The 17,784-nt window shown below is 43.1% G+C and carries 12 protein-coding genes, 2 pseudogenes and 1 riboswitch; of the genes and pseudogenes, 12 read left to right on the top strand and 2 right to left on the bottom strand.

Annotated elements, in window-relative coordinates; all coding sequences use genetic code 11:
* Positions 1-33: 33 nt before the first annotated feature.
* Positions 34-612 (bottom strand): annotated as a pseudogene (gene treR / locus HMPREF3002_RS05210) (trehalose operon repressor); the annotation flags it as partial.
* Between treR and HMPREF3002_RS05205 the strand changes: the two are divergent.
* The 6 genes and pseudogenes from HMPREF3002_RS05205 to HMPREF3002_RS05180 form a co-directional block, all read left to right on the top strand.
* Positions 586-1,350 (top strand): annotated as a pseudogene (locus HMPREF3002_RS05205) (alpha-amylase family glycosyl hydrolase); the annotation flags it as partial. The pseudogenes treR and HMPREF3002_RS05205 sit on opposite strands and share 27 nt — an antisense overlap.
* 129 nt (positions 1,351-1,479) lie before the next feature.
* The gene (locus tag HMPREF3002_RS05200) at positions 1,480-3,792 is read left to right on the top strand and encodes an endonuclease/exonuclease/phosphatase family protein (protein WP_070665463.1); all 2,313 of its coding nucleotides are present in this window, start codon (positions 1,480-1,482) and stop codon (positions 3,790-3,792) included.
* A 213-nt stretch (positions 3,793-4,005) separates the two neighbouring features.
* Positions 4,006-4,800, top strand: coding sequence for a pyruvate formate-lyase-activating protein (gene pflA / locus HMPREF3002_RS05195; protein WP_070665462.1), 795 nt, complete (start codon positions 4,006-4,008; stop codon positions 4,798-4,800).
* Positions 4,801-4,924: 124 nt separating this feature from the next.
* Entirely contained in the window at positions 4,925-5,860 is a 936-nt protein-coding gene (locus HMPREF3002_RS05190) for a manganese-dependent inorganic pyrophosphatase (protein ID WP_070665461.1), read from the top strand.
* Positions 5,861-5,923: 63 nt separating this feature from the next.
* Positions 5,924-6,436 (top strand): YiiX/YebB-like N1pC/P60 family cysteine hydrolase, encoded by a 513-nt coding sequence (locus HMPREF3002_RS05185; protein WP_070665460.1) that lies wholly within the window; start codon positions 5,924-5,926, stop codon positions 6,434-6,436.
* Complete coding sequence (locus tag HMPREF3002_RS05180) at positions 6,420-7,067, top strand: DUF1803 domain-containing protein (protein ID WP_070665459.1); 648 nt, start codon at positions 6,420-6,422, stop codon at positions 7,065-7,067. Before HMPREF3002_RS05185 ends, HMPREF3002_RS05180 begins: the two co-directional genes overlap by 17 nt.
* Positions 7,068-7,384: 317 nt before the next feature.
* On the opposite strand, the gene HMPREF3002_RS05175 is transcribed toward HMPREF3002_RS05180, so the two are convergent.
* On the bottom strand, positions 7,385-8,830 hold the full coding sequence (locus HMPREF3002_RS05175) for a UDP-N-acetylmuramoyl-L-alanyl-D-glutamate--L-lysine ligase (RefSeq protein WP_070665458.1): 1,446 nt from the start codon (positions 8,828-8,830) through the stop codon (positions 7,385-7,387).
* Positions 8,831-8,917: 87 nt separating this feature from the next.
* Between HMPREF3002_RS05175 and HMPREF3002_RS05170 the strand changes: the two genes are divergently transcribed.
* The 6 genes from HMPREF3002_RS05170 (at position 8,918) to clpP (ending at position 17,728) form a co-directional block, all read left to right on the top strand.
* Positions 8,918-10,546 carry a putative polysaccharide biosynthesis protein gene (locus HMPREF3002_RS05170; RefSeq protein WP_070665457.1) on the top strand — a complete coding sequence of 543 codons (1,629 nt, stop codon included), beginning with the start codon at positions 8,918-8,920 and terminating at the stop codon, positions 10,544-10,546.
* Between the two features lie 290 nt (positions 10,547-10,836).
* Entirely contained in the window at positions 10,837-11,934 is a 1,098-nt protein-coding gene (locus tag HMPREF3002_RS05165; RefSeq protein WP_070665456.1) for a cystathionine gamma-synthase, read from the top strand.
* A gap of 1 nt (position 11,935) precedes the next feature.
* Complete coding sequence (locus HMPREF3002_RS05160; protein ID WP_023918813.1) at positions 11,936-13,099, top strand: MalY/PatB family protein; 1,164 nt, start codon at positions 11,936-11,938, stop codon at positions 13,097-13,099.
* Positions 13,100-13,134: 35 nt separating this feature from the next.
* A riboswitch (M-box (ykoK) riboswitch) is annotated at positions 13,135-13,292 on the top strand.
* Between the two features lie 207 nt (positions 13,293-13,499).
* Entirely contained in the window at positions 13,500-16,160 is a 2,661-nt protein-coding gene (mgtA, locus tag HMPREF3002_RS05155; protein WP_023918811.1) for a magnesium-translocating P-type ATPase, read from the top strand.
* A gap of 219 nt (positions 16,161-16,379) precedes the next feature.
* Complete coding sequence (upp, locus tag HMPREF3002_RS05150) at positions 16,380-17,009, top strand: uracil phosphoribosyltransferase (RefSeq protein WP_003005574.1); 630 nt, start codon at positions 16,380-16,382, stop codon at positions 17,007-17,009.
* A gap of 128 nt (positions 17,010-17,137) precedes the next feature.
* Entirely contained in the window at positions 17,138-17,728 is a 591-nt protein-coding gene (gene clpP, locus HMPREF3002_RS05145) for an ATP-dependent Clp protease proteolytic subunit ClpP (RefSeq protein ID WP_021153673.1), read from the top strand.
* The last annotated feature ends 56 nt before the right edge of the window (positions 17,729-17,784 follow it).

Genomic DNA, 17,784 nt, shown 5'->3' with positions numbered 1-17,784 from the left:
ATTGAGAGGCTAGGACTTTTGTCCCAGCCTCCTTTATTTCCTCCGTTCTGCATAGTCGACAAAATGAAACTTGTCTAATTTGTGTCGGCTTTCGGTGAATTGGAATTGGCGTCCGTCTGCTAGGTGAACTTGGGAACGGACAGTTTCCACGTGTTTGTCTTTTCCAAGATCCAGTAAGACTTTGTCACGATTATCGATTGGTGAAATCAAGATTTCTTTTTTGGCATAGCCAATCTGCAATTTCAAGTCTTCTTCTATATATTGGTAGATAGAGTGCTGGGCAATTTCCTTGGTCAGGCCAGGGATCAGCTCTCTGTCTAGGTAATCAATATCTAAGACAGAAGCGACACCATCCACCACCCGTTGCCGGGTTACTTTCCAAACCAAACGGTGAAGAGGGAAACCTGTCTTTTTAGCTCCTTTTTCATCGATACTGATTTGTTCCAAACGAATGACATTGGTTTCTGAGCGAAGACCAGAAGCTTTGACGATTTCTTGATAGCTGGTTAATTGGGAAACGGGGAAGTCAAAGTGTGCTTGCCTACAAATTTGCGACCCCATCCCTTGAACAGTCTCGATAAAGCCTTCTTCCTGCAAGAGCTCAAACGTCTCTATCATACTTGGGGCAAGGAAATGAGTGAACGTGGTGGTTGGAGTGCCCTTTTCTGGAATAACCATGACCAACCTCGTGCTTTGAATCGCTTTGTAGATATCAAGAACTTCCGCAATGAAGGAGCGACCATGCTCGCAGCTAGCATTCACTTGTCACGTGGGACCCCTTATATCTATATGGGGGAAGAAATCGGCATGATTGATCCAGACTATGATTCGATGGCAGATTACGTGGATGTGGAGTCCATCAATGCTTACCAAATGCACTTGGACCAAGGCAAGTCACCTGAGCAAGCCTTCAAGATTATCCAAGCTAAGTCACGTGATAATTCACGTACGCCCATGCAATGGGATGCTTCTCTAAATGCCGGTTTTTCAACAGGCACGCCATGGTTGAAAGTTGGGAAGTCCTATAAAGACTTCAACGTTGAAAAGGAGATGGATGGACCAATCTTTACCTTCTATAAAGAATTGATTCGCTTGCGCAAAGAAATGCGGATCATTTCAGAAGGAAGCTACCAGCCAGCACTGGAAGATAGTCAAGAAGTCTATGCTTTTGAACGCCACTTAGACGGTCAAAAACTCTTGGTACTCAATCATTTCTATGGAAGTGAAGTTGAAGTAGCGATTCCAGAAGACTACCAAGCATGGCGCGTGCTCTTGTCCAACTATGAGAATGTAAAGCTTTCTGAAAAAGTAATTCTGAAACCGTATCAGACACTGGCAATTTTAGCTTAAGTTCTTGACACTTCGATCTTTTTGGGTCGAAGTGTTTTTCTTTTTGAAAAATATTTTTGAAAGCGCTTGAAAATGCAAAGTCATTCCCTTATAATAAAAGAGGAAAACTTTTTAGGGATGGAGAAACGCATGAGAAAAAACGGTAAAAAGATTCGCCTACTGGGAGTAGCCACCTTATTGGCTAGTCAGTTGGGGGTCTTTAGCAGTGCCCTCACGGTAGTTGCAGACGAGACCACAGCTTCGACTTCAGAGCCAGCGCTTGTGACGAATACTAGCAGCGAGGAAAGCTCGACAAATCATTCGACTTTCGCTACAACAACAACTACAGACGCTACGACGAGAGCTTCGAGTGATAAAGAAGAGACATCTAGCAGTTCCTCAGACGCTACTGAGGAGAAAACGGTTAAGATCGGGGACATTCAAGGGGAATCGCAACGCTCTCCACTGGAAGGCCAAAAGGTAGCCATCAAAAATGTAGTGGTGACCAAGACAGACCGCTATGGTTTTTATGCCCAAGATATTGAATCGGATGGGAATAGTCGGACTTCAGATGGGATTTATGTAGTTTCCAAATACAAGGTCAAGGTCGGCGACAAAGTTAAAATAACAGGTACTGTCAAGGAAGGCTATATGGAAGAAGTCACCTTGGGAGCTGGGAAGACCTTTAAGGAACCAACGAATAGTTTAACGGTGACCATGCTGGTCGATACTTGGATCACCAAAGACGGGACAGCCCCTCTTCCAGAAGCTGTGAATATCACTGCGGGCATGCCAGCAGATGTGAAGCCTAATCCGACTGCTTATGCTCCAGAAACCGATGCCCTCGATTATTGGGAAAGCCTGGAAGGAATGCTCACGGTGGTGAAGAAACCGCATGTCCTTGGTCCCCAGTACAAAGGAGATATCTATGTATTGGGAGAAGATTTTACAGGCCTTCCTTTAAACAATATTGGAGGTCTGAATCTACGGCCACATGCGCAAAATACAGCGACGATCCCGATTTATGTTGGTAATCAGTTTGTCGCAAAAGCCAAAGATTACTTTGCAGAAGATGTGACAGGAGTGGTGACTTATCGGAATAGCTTTTATAAGGTAGAGCCCACTCAACAGTTGACAGTTCAAGATGGTGGCTTGCAGCGTCAAGCAGCTCAAACCCAACCAAGTGAGGACAAGCTGACCATCGCTTCCTATAATATTGAAAATTTCTCGGCTAACAATGACAAAAATGAAACGCCAGAGGATAAGGTGACGCTGATTGCCAATTCCTTTATCCATGAAATTCACAATCCGGATATTATCACTTTGATCGAAGTGCAGGACAATAATGGTAGTGTGGATGACGGGACGACCAGTGGTCTTGAAAGTGGACGCAAACTAGCCAATCGGATCAAGGAATTGGGTGGCAAGAGCTATGAGTATACGGAGGTTGCTCCAGTAGATGGCGCTGACGGAGGAAAGCCAGGTTCCAATATTCGCTTAGGAATTCTCTACAATCCAGAACGTGTGACCTTAGCCAAGAAAGAGGTAGCGACTAGCAACGAAGCAGCACAATTTGACAAGGGACACCTGGTTAAAAATCCAGCTCGGATTGCCCCTAATGACCCATCGTTTAATCATACTCGCAAGTCTTTAGCTGTTGAGTTTGAATTCAAAGGTCAACCAGTTGTGGTGATTGCTAATCACTTGAAATCAAAAATCGGAGATGATGCTATTTATGGGGCAAGCCAACCAGCAGTGGAACATACCTTGCCAACTCGTGAAGCACAAGCTAGTGTCATCCATCAATTCGTCCAAGAAGGATTGAAGCAAAATCCGAAGACGACCTTCGTTTTGACGGGTGATTTTAATGATTACGATTTCTCAACCACAGCACAGATCCTTGCGGGCAATGAGCTAACCAACTTAATGTCCCAACATGATGCAGGTGATCGCTATTCTTATTTCTACCGTGGTAGCAATCAAGTTTTGGATAACATTTTTATCTCAAACAACATGGCAGCCAAAGCAAGGTTTGAACCAGTCCATATCAATGCTTCCTTTATGAAGGAACATGGTCGTGCATCAGACCATGATCCTGTCTTGGTCCAAATCGACTTTAGTGGAGCACAAACTCCAGGAACGCCGACGGATGATCAACAAGGAAATATAGGACAAGCAACGGAACAAACCAGCCCTTCTTCATCGAATACAGGAACTCAACTAGTCCCTCATCAGGACCAAGCTAATGAACAAAAGAGTTCAACAGCTGAAAATAAAGAGAAGGGCAAGAACGAAGATGAGAAGCAAGAAGACAAGGAAGAGGCAGTAACAGAAACTAAGACACCAGGTAAACGGAAAATCCTTCCATCTACTGGACAAGAAACAAGCTATCTAGCTCTTTTTGGAGTGGTAGTAGCTACGGTCAGTCTTGTTTGGTATAAGAAAAAAAGGATGACTTACTAACGTGTTTCATAAGAAAGATCTAAAAAGGAGTTGCTGGCTCCTTTTTTTCTCCTTAAATACAGGACAGTTAGTCCCATATTGGAAACTGTACTAGGACAATGAAACATACTGAAAAGAACAGTTTCTTTTCAAAAAGAGGCTTAAACTCTTTAAAATAGATGGAATCGTGTTATAATAAAATCATAAAACGTTTTCAAGAGAAGAGGTTCCTCAATGGAAAATGAAACAGTTGACTATGGAAAAGTAACAGGAATGGTACACTCAACAGAAAGTTTTGGTGCAGTAGACGGGCCTGGGATCCGCTTTATTGTCTTCCTTCAAGGCTGTCAAATGCGGTGTCAATACTGCCACAATCCAGATACTTGGGCAATGGAAACCAACAAGTCCCGTGAACGGACAGTGGATGATGTCCTAGAAGAAGCCCTCCGTTATCGTGGATTTTGGGGCGAAAAAGGGGGAATCACTGTCAGTGGTGGAGAAGCCCTCTTGCAGATTGACTTTTTGTTTGCACTTTTTACTAAGGCTCAAGAGTTGGGCATTCATTGTACCTTGGATACCTGTGCCCTTCCTTTCCGGAATACACCTCGTTATTTGGAAAAATTTGACCGCTTGATGGCGGTGACAGACTTGGTGCTTCTTGATATCAAGGAAATCAATGATGAACGACACAAAATTGTGACCAGCCATACCAATAAAACGATCTTAGCGTGTGCCAAGTACTTGTCTGATATTGGAAAACCAGTATGGATTCGTCACGTTTTGGTGCCAGGTTTAACGGACCGGGATGATGACTTGATCGAGCTTGGAAAATTTGTTAAAACCCTAAAAAATGTCGATAAATTTGAAATTCTGCCTTATCATACCATGGGGGAATTCAAATGGCGTGAATTGGGCATTCCCTACAAATTGGAGGGTGTGAAACCACCGACAAAAGAACGGGTTCAAAATGCAAAAGATTTGATGGAAACAGAAAGTTACCAAGATTACCTGAAACGGGTCAAAGGATAAAGAAGAAAAACAGTTGGTGCTCCCAACTGTTTTTTCTAGTGAAATGCATTGTTCTTCCCTTTCTTTAAACGGAAAAACGTGTTAAAATAGAGTGAATCTATAAATGAAATAAAGAGGTAGAAATATGTCAAAAATTCTTGTTTTTGGTCACCAAAATCCTGACTCAGATGCTATCGGTTCATCAGTAGCCTTTGCTTATCTTGCAAAAGAAGCATATGGTTTGGATACAGAAGCAGTGGCTCTAGGAACTCCAAATGAAGAAACAGCTTTCGTATTGGATTATTTTGGTGTGGAAGCACCACGCGTGATCACATCGGCTAAAGCAGAAGGTGCAGAGCAAGTCATCTTAACAGACCACAATGAATTCCAACAATCTGTTTCAGATATCGCTGAAGTAGAAGTTTACGGTGTGGTGGACCACCACCGTGTGGCTAACTTTGAAACGGCAAGTCCACTTTACATGCGTTTGGAACCAGTTGGATCAGCATCTTCTATTGTATTCCGCATGTTCAAAGAACACGGTGTAGCAGTGCCAAAAGAATTGGCAGGTTTGATGCTTTCAGGTTTGATTTCAGATACCCTTCTGTTGAAATCTCCAACAACACACCCATCTGATAAAGTGATTGCGCCAGAATTGGCTGAATTGGCTGGTGTCAACTTGGAAGAATACGGTCTTGCCATGCTCAAGGCTGGTACCAACTTGGCAAGCAAATCAGCAGAAGAATTGATCGACATCGATGCTAAGACTTTTGAATTGAACGGAAATAACGTTCGTGTGGCTCAAGTGAATACAGTTGATATTGCGGAAGTCTTGGAACGCCAAGCTGAAATCGAAGCAGCTATCCAAGCAGCAAATGCAGCTAACGGCTATTCTGACTTTGTTTTGATGATTACAGACATCGTCAACTCAAACTCAGAAATTTTGGCTCTTGGTGCTAATATGGATAAGGTAGAAGCAGCCTTCAACTTCAAACTTGAAAACAACCACGCTTTCCTTCCAGGTGCCGTTTCACGTAAGAAACAAGTGGTTCCTCAATTGACTGAAAGCTTTAATGCTTAATGATAGATGGGGATACCCATTGTTAAAAAGGAGTTTAGGCTCCTTTTTTTCTAGGAGAGAAATATGCTAGAAAATGGTGATTTGATTTTTGTGAGAGAAGATACAGAAATGGGGCAGGCTATCCAGGCTTCTACAGGTAACTACAGTCACGTGGCTATCTTTTTGGACGGACAGGTCTATCATGCTACGGTGGAAGGTGGCGTCCTTGCCCAGGTTCCTGAGGACTTCTTTGAAGCTGGAAAAGTTTATGACCTTTATCGCTATCCGAAAATCGATCTCAAAGAGGTCAAAAAGTTGTCGGAAAACCTTTTAGGTTCTCCCTACAATGCTTCCTTTTATCCAGATGGAGATGGTTTCTATTGTTCCCAGTTTGTAGCAGCAATTCTTCCTATTTTTGAGACCATTCCAATGAAGTTTGGAGAGGGAGAAGAAGAGATTAGTTCCTTTTGGAAAGCCTACTACAGAGAACTAGGACTAGCTGTACCTCTGAATCAACCCGGAACCAATCCGAGTCAGTTAGCCCAGTCTCCCCATCTACAGTTTAAAGAAAGGTATTTGGATGATTACAATCATTAATCCCACACGTTTGACACGTCAGCCATTTTTCAAGGACTTGATCAACTATTTGGATCAGCACGACGATGTGATTCTGCGGCAAATCAAGGCCCAATTTCCAGATCAACCAGTGGATAAGCTGATGGAGGAGTATATCAAAGCGGGCTTGATCCTTCGAGAAAATAAACGCTACACCCTCAACCTGCCCTTCTTGGAGTCAGCTGATCGGGTTGAACTGGATCAAGAGGTCTTTGTCCGAGAGGATAGTGAATTTTATCAGGAACTGAAAGCCAAGGTCTTCCAAACGGAACTCCGCAACACGACCAATGGAGCGATTCTCATAGAGGAGACTGATTTCGAGCGAAATGCACAGACTCTTGCCAATTACTTCTACAAGGTGGCAAAGCAATATTCATTGACAGAGGAGCAAGAGAAGCTCTATGCCATTTTGGGAGATGTCAATCCGGAGTATGCTCTCAAGTATATGACTAGCTTTTTGCTCAAGTTCCTCAAAAAAGATGAAGTCCAGCAAAAGCGCAAGGACATCTTTGTCGATAGTTTAGAAGTCTTAGGTTATATCCGCAAAAATGATGAAGGTAAATATGAATTAGCAGTGGACTTGGACAAGGAAAGACTGATGTTTATTAAGTAATAGAAAGAGGCTGGGAGAACTTCCTAGCCTCTGATTGAAGACAAAGTCATCTTAAAAACTTTCCTTAGGTGAGTGCGGACGTCAGCGAACTTCTAAGAAGTTCCATGACTTAGTTTTGAACCTAAAGTTTCAAAACTCCCGAGTGCTTGAAACGTAATGTTTCAAGCACTTTTCTCACAGCGGAAAGTTTTGGTGTTTTCTTGATTCATTTTAAAAATTTGAACTGATTTTTTCTAGATACGCCTCGCTTATTTTATTTTTAACTAGTTTGTTTACATTACAAGGCTAGGAAATTTTCCTAGCCTTGTTTCGTTTGATTAAAGATAACGTTCAGCGATGGCGGCGTCACCCGGATACTCTTCTTTAATGCCATTGACGATTTGGTAGCAGTCAGCTCCTTTTCCTGCGATAATGACAGCATCTTCAGGCTTGCTGGTAGTTGTCATAGCCCGTTGAATGGCTTGTTCGCGATCTGCGATTTTCTCTACAGGGCGCGTGATGAAACTGCTAATCTCTTCAGCGATGGCCAAAGGATCTTCATAGTTGGGATCATCCGCTGTGAGGAAGACTTGAATTTCAGGATGGTCTTCTAAGAGCAAGCCAAAATCCTTGCGGCGGCTCTCTCCTTTATTCCCAGTTGATCCAAGGACCAGTGAAATGGTCCCCGTTTGATGGGTTTCGACAACTGAGAGCAGTTTTTTCAAGCTATCTCCATTATGGGCGTAGTCAATGAAGACCTTAGCACCGTTTTGCTGAGTCAAGACTTCCATTCGGCCAGGAACCCGCGTCTTAGCAATCCCTTTTCGGATGTCCTCGAGGCTCGCTCCTAGGCGAAGGCAGGCGAGACCTGCAGCCACAGCATTTTCTTGGTTGAAGCGACCAATGAGTTGGATATCATAGTCTCCAGCTAATTTACCAGTAGCTGAGAAGCTGAAAGCTTTGGAGTTTTCAATTTGATTCTCAGACTGGCTACCATAGAAGTCGTGCTCCTGGTCCTCGACTTGTTCTTTCAAGACAGAGAAATGATCCATATCGCTATTGATGACAACAGCTTGGCTATTCTTCATGAGGAGACGTTTGTGGTAGAAGTAATCCTCAAAAGTTGGATGTTCAATCGGTCCAATATGGTCAGGACTAATATTTAGAAAAACGCCAACGTCAAAGGTCAGACCGTAAACCCGTTTCACCAGATAAGCTTGACTGGAAACTTCCATAATGAGGTGGGTCCGATCATTCGCTACTGCCTGAGCCATCATAGCAAAAAGATCCAAACTCTCTGGTGTGGTCAGGGTTGATTTAAAGAAGTTTTTACCATCCAGTGTCGTATTCATGGTAGACAGCATAGCTGGTCGGTGGCCTTGTTCCAAAATATGGTAAGCAAAGTAGGCCGCTGTTGTCTTTCCCTTGGTCCCTGTGAAAGCTAATAATTTTAATTGTTTCTCAGGGTGCCCATAAAACTCCATGGCAATTAAGCTCATGGCTTGCTTGATATCATTGACAAGAATGGCAGGGATACCAACTTCATAATCTTTTTCAGAGACATAAAAGCCGAGCCCATTAGAAATAGCCTGTTCCAGGTATTCTTTTTTGAAATTGGCCCCTTTGACAAAAAAGAGGGTGCTAGCAGACACCTTACGGCTATCATAGCTAATGGCATCAAAACTTGTTCCTTCTAGATGGTAATGGTATTCACCATTCATTAGAACTTCTCGGAAATTTTGGTCATGTTTTAAAATGTTGAGGGTTTGTTCAATTGTAATCATAAAACTATTGTAAACCGAAAGTCTGAATTTTACAAGTAACATGGAAAAGTTTATAATGAAGAGAAGAAGAAACGAAAGAGGACGTTTATGAGTCACGAACAAAATGACCAGCAAGCCCAGATGCTACGCGGGACTGCCTGGATGACAGCCAGCAATTTTATCAGCCGTTTGCTAGGAGCCGCTTATATTATTCCTTGGTATATTTGGATGGGAAAATATGGGCCACAAGCCAATGGTCTTTTTACAATGGGATACAATATCTACGCTTGGTTTCTCTTGATTTCAACAGCTGGGGTACCTGTAGCTGTTGCCAAGCAAGTAGCCAAATACAATACCCGGGACCAAGCCGATCATAGCTTTGCTTTGATTCGGGGCTTCTTGAAATTCATGGGAATTCTAGGCCTTGGATTTGCCATTCTCATGTATCTTTTATCTCCTGTCTTTGCGAGCCTTTCAGGTGGGGGAAAAGAGTTGATTCCGATCATGCAGAGCCTTTCTTGGGCTGTCTTGATCTTTCCTTCGATGAGTGTCATTCGTGGATTTTTCCAAGGTTTTAACAACATGAAACCTTACGCCATTAGCCAGATTGCAGAGCAAGTCATCCGGGTCATCTGGATGTTGCTTACGACCTTCTTCATTATGAAGATTGGCTCAGGAGATTATGTGCAGGCTGTTACGCAGTCGACCTTTGCTGCCTTTATCGGGATGGGAGCGAGCCTTCTGGTTCTCTTTTATTACCTTGCAAAAACAGGCTTGCTCTCATCTATTTTGAGAAAGCAAGAGGGAAGTGAAGGAATCGATACTCGTGCGCTTCTCATGGATACTATCCGTGAGGCCATTCCTTTTATCATCACAGGTTCCGCCATTCAGCTCTTCCAAATTGTCGACCAGATGACCTTTATCAATGTCATGTCTTGGTTTACAGATTATAGTCAGAAACAGCTGTTGGTCATGTTTAGTTATTTCTCTGCTAATCCAAACAAAATCACCATGATCTTGATCGCAGTAGCGACTTCGATTGGGGGAGTTGGGATTCCTCTGTTGACTGAGAATTATGTCAAGGGCGACTTAAAAGCTGCAGGCAAGCTTGTACAGGATAACTTGACCATGTTGCTAGCTTTCTTGCTTCCAGCTACCTTTGGTGCAGTTGCAGTCGCAAAACCACTTTATACAGTATTTTATGGACAACCAGATGGCTTGGCTTTGGGACTCTTTATCGTAGCGATGTTGCAGACGGTGATTTTGGGTCTTTACACAGTCTTGTCCCCAATGATTCAAGCTCTCTTCCAAAACCGCAAAGCTATTCGCTACTTCCTCTATGGAGTAGTGGTGAAATTGGTCCTCCAAATTCCATTTATTCTGGTCTTTCGTTCTTATGGGCCGCTTTTGTCAACAACTATCGCCTTACTGGTACCAATCGTACTCATGTATCGGGAGATCCAAAGCATTACTCAGTTTAATCGGACCATCGTCTTCAAGCGCACATTACTTGGCTCAATTCTAACGTTGGTGATGCTACTTGGAGTCTTGATCGCTGGTTTGATTTTGGGCTGGATTTTCCCACCAAATGGCCGTGTATCGAGCATGATTTATATCATCGTCATTGGCGGATTAGGAGTTGTTATCTATGGAGCCTTAGGATTATGGCTACGGTATTTTGACCGCTTTATCGGAGGTCAAGCTGCACGTCTTAGACAAAAATTTCGGATTAAATAAACCTGAGGGGCTGGGACAAAAGTCCTAGCCTCTCAATTGTTTTTGGATGTCGAGCAAGATGCAGTGGTTGAGTGGGCTCTAATACGCTGATTTCATCAGCTTTTACAGCCCTACTCAACTGTGCGGAGGTGGGACGATGAAATCGAATTCTAACGAATTAACGATTTCTGTCCCACTCTCTTTTCTTATAGTTTGAAACTATAGCTAGGTCTTGAAAATGGGAAAACCGCTCTCCTCATAATAGTGATAAAATAGTAAGCAGTTAGATTGAATGTTTATCGGAGGGCAATATGAGTAAAAAACGCAATATCAATACTATCTTGGCACAGGCAGGAATCAAGTCGGATAAAGCAACGGGAGCTTTGACGACTCCTTTGCATTTCTCTACGACTTACCAACACCCAGAATTTGGTCAGTCTACAGGTTTTGACTATACCCGTACGAAAAATCCAACACGCGCAACGGCTGAGAAGACTTTGGCAGCTATCGAAAGTGCAGACTATGCTTTGGCGACAAGCTCTGGAATGTCAGCTATTGTGCTTGCTTTTAGCATTTTCCCTGTTGGTTCAAAAGTCTTAGCCGTTCGTGACCTGTATGGAGGTTCTTTCCGCTGGTTTAACCAACAAGAGCAAGAAGGTCGTTTCTCTTTCACCTATGCCAATACAGAAGAAGAACTGATCCACCATCTAGATCATGATCCGGTGGATGTCCTCTATATTGAAACACCAACCAATCCATTGATGTTGGAATTTGATATTGCTCATTTAGCCAAATTGGCCCATGCAAAAGGTGCCAAAGTCGTGGTGGACAATACTTTCTATAGCCCAATCTATCAACGTCCGATTGAAGAGGGAGCAGATATTGTCCTACATTCAGCAACCAAGTACCTAGCTGGTCACAACGATGTCTTGTCTGGTGTTGTCGTGACTAATGATGCGGACTTGTATGACAAACTCTTTTACAACTTGAACACGACAGGTGCTGTTCTTTCCCCATTTGACAGCTATCTGCTGATCCGTGGTCTCAAGACGCTCTCTATCCGGATGGAGCGCTCTACAGAGAATGCTCGCAAGGTGGTCGAGTTTTTGAAAACCTCCCCTCAGGTCAAAGAAGTCCTCTACACTGGAAAAGGTGGAATGGTCTCTTTTAAAATTCAAGATGAGAAAAAAATTCCTAACTTGTTGAATTCCCTTCAAGTCTTTACCTTTGCAGAAAGTCTTGGCGGAGTTGAAAGCTTGATCACTTATCCTACCACTCAAACCCATGCGGACATTCCTGCAGAAGTTCGCCATTCATACGGTTTGACAGATGATCTGCTTCGTTTGTCCATCGGAATTGAAGATGCGGATGATTTGATTGAAGATTTGAAACAAGCATTGGAGGCTTAAGATGACCAAATATGATTTCACGACTTTACCGAATCGCTTGACCCACCATACCTACAAGTGGAAAGAAACAGAGACAGATCCAGAAATCATTCCGGCTTGGATCGCGGACATGGATTTTAATGTCATTCCAGAAGTACGAGAAGCGGTGATCGGTTATGCGGACCAAATGGTCTATGGCTACACCTACGCATCGGATACCCTCTACCAGTCTATCCTTGATTGGGAAAAAGAAGAGCACGGCTATTCCTTTGACAAGGAAGCTGTCGTCTTTATCGAAGGTGTTGTTCCAGCCATTTCAACAGCTATTCAAGCCTTTACTAAGGAAGGGGATGCTGTCTTAATCAATACGCCGGTCTATCCTCCATTTGCCAGAAGTGTCAAACTCAATCGTCGAAAATTGATCGAAAATTCATTAGTTGAAAAGGATGGTCTTTTCCAAATTGATTTTGATCAGCTCGAAAAAGACATTGTGGAGCAAGAAGTTAAACTCTATGTTTTGTGTAATCCGCACAATCCTGGAGGCCGTGTATGGGATCGTGAAGTCTTGGAAAAAATCGGCCACCTCTGTCAAAAACATGGTGTCCTTCTCGTTTCAGATGAGATCCACCAAGATTTGGCCTTGTTTGGCCACCGTCATACCAGCTTTAACACGGTTGATCCAATCTTTAAAGACTTCAGTTTGATCTTAACCAGTGCAACCAAGACTTTCAATATTGCAGGAACAAAAAATTCCTATGTGGTCATTGAAAATCCAAAGCTTCGTACGGCTTTTAAACAACGGCAATTGACTAATAATCAACATGAAATCTCAGGCTTAGGGTATATTGCTACAGAAGCGGCTTATCGTCATGGCAAGCCTTGGTTGACAGAGCTCAAGCAAGTTTTTGAAAAACACATCGACTATGTGGTAGATGAATTGCATGAAAAGACCAAAATCCGTGTCATGAAACCCCAAGGCACCTATCTTCTTTGGTTGGACTTTTCAGCCTATCCTTATACCGATGATGAGCTGCATGCTAAAATTCATGACCAAGCCAAATTGATTTTGAACCGTGGAACAGATTTTGGAAAAGAAGGAAACTTGCATGCTCGCCTCAATGTAGCAGCCCCTTTCACCCTCATTGAAGAAATCACCAAACGCTTGGTGGAAACTTTTCACAAATAAGTGTTGACTTTCTGTGAGTGAAGGAGTAAAATAAACTCGAAATACGGTAGGTGAGGCTACCACAAGGATACGGATGACTACCGCAAAGCAGTGGAGACACTACTCGTTGGTTAACAGTCCTGATCGCAAAGGTCAAGACTAAGCTCATTTCATTGCCTTGTGGAGCTAAAGCTTGGACGGTCAGTTTTTTGAGAGTTTTGATTGAAAAATAAATGACGAGTTTCATGAGTCCTACCGATCGAGGGTAGGACTCTTTTTTATGCCTTACCAAGAAAAGAGAAAGGAGAGAGCTATGATACAAATCGACGATCATCCCGAACCGCACCGAACCAGCCAATCGCTGATTTGTGTCGTAGGGACTCCAAAAGTGATTGGCTCCTGATTGAAAAAGGAGATACCAATGCAAACAAATAAAGAAAGACTCATTGCTGCTCTTCAAGAACCACTTGAAAGCACCTTTGCCAACTACAAAACCAGTGCCCTTGGTTTAGTTGACGATCAAGTAGAAGAAAACCGCGATGCCTATGGCGAAAATGTCATCACAAAAGGTCAAGAAGATTCCATGATCAAAAAGATCTACGAATCCATCATCAATCCTTTTACAGTGATTTTGTTAGTCATTGCGCTGGTTTCCTTCATTACTAATGTCTGGCTAGCAAAACCAGGTGAACAGGATCCAACGACCTCCATCATCATTGTGACCTTGGTCCTGATCTCTGGTGGTATCCGCTTCATTCAAGAATTGCGGAGCGACAAAGCAGCTAGCAACTTATCACGTATGATTGTCAATACAGCGACCGTTCTTCGTGATGGATCAGAACAAGAAATTCCGATCGATGAAATCGTCGTAGGAGATGTGATCAAACTGAGTGCCGGCGATATGATTCCAGCAGATGTGGTCTTGATCGATTCCCGTGACTTCTTTGTCCAACAATCTGGTCTTACAGGGGAAAGTGATGCTGTTGAAAAGATTTGTCTCAGCAAGGCTGAGAGTCAAAATTTAGATAGTCTCTTGGCGAGTGAAAGCTTGGCCTTCATGGGAACCAATGTCATCTCCGGACGGGCAACAGCCTTGGTCCTGGTCGTGGGGGATGAAACCATGATGGGAGCTATTGAGCAAACCATCAACACCTATGACGAACCAACCTCATTTGAGAGAGAAATGAATACCATCTCTTGGCTCTTGATTCGGCTCATGTTAGTGATGGTGCCCGTTGTCTTTGTGATCAATGGTCTCACAGATGGTGACTGGTTAGAAGCGGGTGTCTTTGCCCTCAGCGTTGGGGTTGGTTTGACTCCGGAAATGCTGCCGATGATTATTACGGCGAGTCTTGCTAAGGGCTCCATCATCATGGCCAAGGAAAAAGTCGTTATCAAAAAACTCAATGCCATCCAAGACCTTGGGGCTATTGATATTTTGTGTACTGATAAGACAGGTACCTTGACCCAAGATGAAATCGTTTTGGAGTATCCGCTTGATATCCATGGCGAATTGGATCTATCAGTCCTTCGCCGAGCTTACTTGAATTCCTATTTCCAAACCGGGCTAAAAAATTTGATGGACCGAGCGATTATCAATCGGACCCAGAAAGAAGCCAAGAAACATGAGATTGTTCGCGATCTGGATCAAACCTTCCATAAGATTGATGAATTGCCCTTTGATTTTGAACGTCGTCGCATGAGTGTCATTGTCAAAGACGAAGACGGTGTGGTCAGCATGGTGACCAAGGGTGCCTTGGAAGAAATGCTTTCTGTATCGACTTATGTTGAGTACAAGGGGGAGATTAAACGCCTGACAGATGAAGTCCGTCAAGAGGTCCTCGCTGAAGTTGCTCAATTAAATGAACAAGGTCTTCGTGTTTTGGGCGTCAGCTACAAAACCGACTTGGACGAAAATGACATCTTTAGTGTTGAAGATGAACGAGACATGATCCTAACCGGTTACCTTGCCTTTCTTGATCCACCAAAACCTTCTGCAGCTCCAGCAATCAAAGCTCTTGCAGAATATGGGGTAACCACCAAGATCTTAACTGGGGACAATGAAAAGGTCACCCAAGCTGTCTGTGAAAAAGTAGGACTAGATGTCGAGCGGATTCTTTTGGGAAGCGAAATCGATACGATGACAGACCAAGAGTTAGCAGAAGTTGTGGAAACAACAACGGTCTTTGCCAAACTATCACCAGATCAAAAAGCGCGGATCATCCTCTGCCTCAAGAATAATGGCCACAAGGTTGGTTACATGGGAGATGGGATCAACGATGCTCCATCCATGAAGGTCTCAGACGTTGGGATCTCCGTGGATACCGCTGTGGATATCGCCAAGGAAACGGCAGATGTCATCCTTCTGGATAAGGATTTGATGGTCCTTGAAAAAGGTTTGGTTGAAGGCCGCAAGGTCTATGCCAATATGACCAAGTACATCAAGATGACGGTCTCTTCTAACTTCGGGAACATCTTCTCTCTGCTCTTCGCCAGCATCTTTTTGCCTTTCCTTCCAATGGCTCCTGTTCATTTGATTGTGCTCAATCTTATCTATGATCTTTCTTGTATCGCCCTTCCTTTTGACAATGTCGACAAGGAATTCCTCAAGAAACCTCGTATCTGGGAAGCAAACTCTATCATGCGCTTTATGGCCTGGATTGGTCCAATTTCATCTGTATTTGATATTATTACCTACATGCTTCTTTACTTCCTTGTTGTTCCTATGATTTTAGGTCATGGCTACAACCATGGAGCAACAGATGCAGCAGCCTTTATCATGGTGTTTCAAACCGGATGGTTTATCGAATCTATGTGGTCTCAAACCATGGTTATTCATATGTTGCGTTCACCAAAACTGCCATTTATCCAAAGTCGTCCAGCCTTCTCAGTCGTGGTGACGACCTTAGCAGCAGCCTTCTTTGTAACCTCCCTTCCATATAGTCCTTTGGCTTCTATCTTGAAGTTGAGCCAACTAAATGGATTGTACTTTGTTCTATTGTTTGCGATTATCGTCCTCTATATGCTGAGTGTGACGGTTGTCAAACGTATCTATATTAAGAAATACAAAGAATGGTTGTAATTGATTGATAGAAAGAGTGAGTCCGAACTTAAAAAATTAAGTGTAAGGGCTCTCTTTTTTTTGTAAAATTTGGTATAATAAGAAGAATGTAAAGTTGGAAATGAAGATTTCCATGTGCTGTGAGTATCAAAGAGGGACTGAAAGAAAGAGTAGAGCTTGACTCCACTTTTATCATAGCTCTTTTTTGAATAATAACAGCTTAGAAAGAAGGATCTCAAAATGGGAAAATTAGAAGTTATTACACATCCACTGATTCAACACAAATTGTCTATTCTTCGTCGTACAGATACCTCTACGAAGGCCTTTCGTGAATTGGTAGATGAGATTGCTATGTTGATGGGCTACGAAGTGTTGCGTGAATTGCCTCTTGAGGATGTTGAAATTGAAACTCCTATTACCAAAACCGTTCAAAAACAAATCGCAGGTAAGAAATTGGCTATTGTCCCAATTCTTCGTGCAGGGATTGGGATGGTTGATGGTCTCTTGAGTTTGGTACCAGCTGCTAAGGTTGGCCATATCGGGATGTACCGTGATGAAGAAACCTTGAAACCAGTTGAATACTTGGTGAAATTGCCAGAAGATATTGATCAACGTCGTATCTTTGTAGTAGACCCGATGCTTGCTACGGGTGGATCCGCTATTCTAGCGATTGATTCCTTGAAAAAACGTGGCGCTAGCCATATCAAATTTGTCTGCTTGGTATCAGCGCCAGAAGGGGTGAAAGCTCTTCAAGAAGCTCACCCAGATGTTGATATCTTTACAGCAGCCCTCGATGATCATTTGAATGAACATGGCTACATTGTTCCTGGTCTTGGAGATGCGGGTGACCGTTTATTCGGTACCAAATAAGAAACCATTCATGATTCGTCCGAAAGGTGCTTAAGATTTGACCTTTTTTGACCATTGGTTTATAATAGCACATATACTTTGAACCTCACGAATCGTGAGAATGAATGGATACTAAAGGAGAAGAATAGATGATTCCAGTAGTTATTGAACAAACCAGTCGTGGAGAACGTTCTTACGATATTTATTCCCGTCTGTTGAAAGATCGAATTATCATGGTAACAGGACCCGTTGAGGACCAAATGGCTAACTCCATTATCGCTCAATTGCTCTTCTTGGATGCCCAAGATAATACAAAAGATATCTATATGTATATCAATACACCAGGAGGCTCTGTCTCTGCAGGTCTTGCCATCGTAGATACCATGAACTTTATCAAGTCAGATGTCCAAACCATTGTCATGGGGATGGCAGCTTCTATGGGAACAATTATCGCTTCAAGCGGTGCGAAGGGCAAACGCTTCATGTTGCCAAACGCCGAGTACATGATTCACCAACCAATGGGTGGTACTGGTGGTGGTACCCAACAAACCGATATGGCGATTGCAGCAGAACACTTGCTCAAAACACGGAATAACTTGGAAAAAATCCTTGCGGAAAATTCAGGTCAATCCATTGAAAAAGTGCATGCTGATGCGGAACGTGATAATTGGATGAGCGCACAAGAAACACTTGAATATGGCTTTATTGATGAAATCATGGCCAATAATAAATTGGGCTAAACCATCCTGTGGGAAGGCCCGTCAAGAGGCTGGGACAAAAGTCCTAGCCTCTCAAT

The organism is Streptococcus sp. HMSC065E03 (assembly GCF_001815045.1).
Taxonomy (GTDB): Bacteria; Bacillota; Bacilli; order Lactobacillales; family Streptococcaceae; genus Streptococcus; species Streptococcus parasanguinis_AD.
The sequence above is the reverse complement of the archived record's forward strand: the minus strand, read 5'-3'. Positions and strand labels throughout refer to the sequence as shown.